Source organism: Pleurocapsa sp. CCALA 161 (assembly GCF_003003995.1).
Classification (GTDB): Bacteria; Cyanobacteriota; Cyanobacteriia; order Cyanobacteriales; family Xenococcaceae; genus Waterburya.
Map to the genome: position 1 here is coordinate 1 of NZ_PVWF01000226.1, position 3,972 is coordinate 3,972.

At 40.3% G+C, this 3,972-nt stretch carries 2 protein-coding genes; both read left to right on the top strand.

The annotated features are described in order from the left end of the window. Window positions 1-3,258: type I polyketide synthase (locus tag C7B62_RS24910; RefSeq protein ID WP_146132218.1), on the top strand; the 3,258-nt coding region annotated here is incomplete at its 5' end. Window positions 3,259-3,273: 15 nt separating this feature from the next. Next, the coding region (locus C7B62_RS24915) for a beta-ketoacyl synthase N-terminal-like domain-containing protein (RefSeq protein ID WP_146132219.1) at window positions 3,274-3,972 on the top strand (699 nt) is incomplete at its 3' end.

Genomic DNA, 3,972 nt, shown 5'->3' on the forward strand with positions numbered 1-3,972 from the left:
TCTCAAAATATTGCTGCTGCCGAATATTGGGTAACTCATATACGTCAACCAGTGAGATTTGCCGATAGTATTAATACGTTAGACCAAGAGAATTGTTCTATTTTCTTAGAAATCGGACCAAAGCCTGTTCTATTAGGGATGGGAAGTCAATGTCTTCTGGAATCTCAAAAGCTATGGTTGCCTTCTTTGCGTTCTGGAGTGGAAGATTGGCAACAAATGCTACAGAGTTTGGCACAGTTGTACGTAGAGGGAATAGAAGTAGATTGGGCAGGAGTTTATAGTTACAATTGCGCTAATAAGGTAGCGCTACCAACTTATCCTTTCCAAAGGGAACGCTATTGGATAGAAAACAACAAAGCCAATTATCAAACTAAAGCTTTATCGCAAGCGAAAAAAATACATCCCTTACTCGGTCAAAGATTACGGATACCGTTTTCGTCACAAATTCGCTTTGAATCTCAACTAGGAATTCATTCACCCGCACACCAAGACCATCATCGATTGTTTGACATTGATATTGTCGCTGCGGCTTCGCACATTTCCCTGGTTTTATCAGCAGTGTACTCAGGATGGAAAACCAGGAACTGTATCATAGAAGAGTTGTTGTTTTCAAGACCTTTGGTTCTGCCATCTAAAGAAATACGTATAGTTCAAATTGTTTTAGAGGCAGAAAATTTCAACGAATCTTCCTTCAAAATTATTAGTTCTGTCCCAGGGACAGAAAATCAAGATTCATCTTGGTCAGAACATGCTTCTGGAAAAGTTCGTTTAAAACAAGCTACCTCGGCAAAACCAACAGCATCTCCAGAACTAGAGAAGATACAACAACGATGTAAGCAAACAGTAACAAAAAATAAGTTTTATCTCGATCTATATCAAGCAGGATATACCTTGGGAACGGCTTTTCAATGGATAAGTAAGATGTGGGTGGGAGAAGCAGAAGCTTTAGGAAAGATGGAACTACCAAAGTTACCAGATGAAGTAGATGATTATCAACTCTACCCAGGTTTATTAGATTCCTGCTTCCAGGTGCTGAGCAGATGCTGGGAGTCAGACAATTTTCTAGGAAAAACCGATAGAAATCAGTCACTCTTTATTCCTTTCCAAATACAAAGTTTTCAATTCTTTCATCGCCCTCGAAGCAATAGATTATGGTGTCATGCTCAAAAAAACCATAAATACGATGAAAAAGATGGAATATTAGCAGGAGAGTTACTCATCTGGGATGAAGGTGGAAATATAGTGGCTCAAGTAAAAGGTTTTGAAGTAAGAAAAGTTTCTCAGGAAGCTTTGTACAAGAGTTTGCAACCTGATTTGAACAAATGGTTTTATCAGATCCACTGGCAAGAATCATCTTCCCCGAATCCTGTTATATCTTCAGAGAAAACTGGAACCTGGTTGATTTTTGCCTCAGCCAATGGGTGGGGAGAGCAAATAGCCAAAAGTCTTCAACAACAGCATCAGTGTGTTCTTGTCTATCCTGGTCAAGGATATCAGCAGCTAAACGAGCGTCATTATGAACTCTGTCCTACTAGACTAGAAGATTTCCGAAAACTAATTCAAGAAGTAGGACATCAACAGACTTTAGTAGGTATACTCCATCTTTGGAATTTAGATACCACTATTGATGCCTTGTCAAAGGCTCAAGAATTAAGTTGCGGTAGTGTACTTCACTTATTACAGGCTATAACTTCGGAGTTAGGAGTCGAGTTGCCTTCAATGTGGTTAATAACTCAAGGAGCCCAAAAAATTACTGACGTAGCTGCCGTGCAACCACAACAGGCTTCCATATGGGGATTAGGGCGAGTAATTGCCTTAGAACAACCAGAATTAAACTGCCGTTGTTTAGATCTAGAAGTCGGTGTTAAGCAAGAAGAAGCTATCAAAATTTTAGTCTCAGAACTACTATCTCCTGATATAGAAGACCAGATTGTCTATCGGCAAGGATTGCGTCGGGTCGCTCGATTAACTAAAGCCAGATTGAAACCTGAGAACAAGTCAAAATCTGAAGACAAAGTAATCATAAAGAGCAAAGGTACTTATCTGATTACAGGAGGATTTGGTGCTTTAGGATTAGAACTTGCACAGTGGATGGTAACTGAGGGTGCAAAACACATAGTCTTAGTTGGACGCAGTGAACCAAATAAAACTGCTGTTCAAAAGATCGAGGAATTAGAAAAAGCAGGAGCTAATGTGTCGGTTTTAAAGGGAGACATTTCGCAGCAAGAAGAGCTAGTCCATATCCTAGAGCAAATTGAGGCATTTTTACCTCCACTACAAGGTGTTATTCATGCGGCTGGAATTTTAGATGACGGACTACTATCGAGCATGAAGTGGGAACAATTTACCAAGGTTATGGCACCCAAAGTACAAGGAAGTTGGCATCTTCATCAGTTGACCCAACATTTAATGCTGGACTTCTTTGTTTGTTTTTCCTCTATGGCTTCTATACTCGGCTCTCCTGGTCAAGGAAACTATGCTGCCGCTAATGCCTTTATGGACGCTTTGGTCTATCATCGTCAAAGCACGGGATTGCCAGGTTTGAGTATAAACTGGGGACCTTGGAGTCAAGGAGGTATGGCAGCTCGGCTAGCTCGTTCTCATCAAATTCGCTGGCAGAAAATGGGAGTTGATTCTATTACTACAGAACGAGGTTTACAGGCACTATCTCAGTGGCTTAATCAGTCAGTAGCACAAGTATCTGTTATGCCTATTAGTTGGCATAAATTCTTACAACAGTTTGAAGGTAAGAGTATTCCACCAATCCTATCCAATATGCCTGGAATCGCGACCCAAAACCAATCAGTTCCAAGAGAAAGACAAAAACTAGAGGAATTTAAAGAGCAGTTAAAATCATTAAATCAGCCACGGCGAGTTCAACTACTGATTAATTATCTTACTGAGATTGTCATCAAAATTCTAGGTTTATCTCAAAATAATCTGCCTAATCCGAGAAAAGGATTCTTTGACTTGGGAATGGATTCTTTGAGAGCATTAGAATTAAGCAGAGACTTAAAATCAGATTTAGGAATTGCTCTCTCTTCAACGGCTGCTTTTGAATACGCCAACATTGAGGAGTTAGCTATGTACTTGGAGACAATTCTGCCTTGTCAGGAGTACGAAGAAGATCCATCTGAACCATCAGATAAAGTTTCCGATTCTAATATTTTCTTATCAGAAGTCAGTCAGTTATCTGAAGAGGAACTAGATGAATCTATCGAACAAGAGCTGAGCGATTTAAAAGATAAACTTATTTAGTAGCGAGGTCAGATTATGAGCAGAAATTCTTTAGAAAGTTCACTTTCCAATAAGCAAAGTGTTCTATTGGCACTGAGACAAGCTAAGATTCAGCTTAGCGAATTTGAGCGCGAAAAAAGAGAGCCGATAGCTATTATTGGCATGGGATGCCGCTTCCCAGGAGGTGTAAATAGCCCCGAGTCTTATTGGCAGTTGCTTCGTAACGGGGTAGATGCGATTACTGAGGTTCCTTCTCAACGCTGGAATATCGATCACTACTATGACCCCGATCCATCAGTTGCTGGAAAGATGTATACTCGTTGCGGTGGCTTTCTTGAGCAATCTATAGACTTATTTGAGCCTGAGTTTTTCGGCATTTCCCCACGCGAAGCAATGAAATTAGATCCCCAGCAACGACTTTTATTGGAGGTTACCTGGGAAGCAATTGAAAATGCTGGTTTCTCATCTTCTCAACTCCGAGGCAGTGCTACGGGTGTTTTTATCGGTATGAGTACTCACGATTACGAATACCAATCTTTTAGCTCTGATTTTAGCAGCATTGATGCCTATAGTATATTAGGCAGCGCTCAATGTATTGCTGTAGGTCGCATTTCTTATCTTTTAGGTTTTAATGGACCGACTTTTCAACTTGATACGTCTTGTTCCTCATCTTTAGTGGCTCTTCATCAAGCTTGTCAGAGTTTGCGAGCTAAAGAATGTAACTTAGCTTTGGTA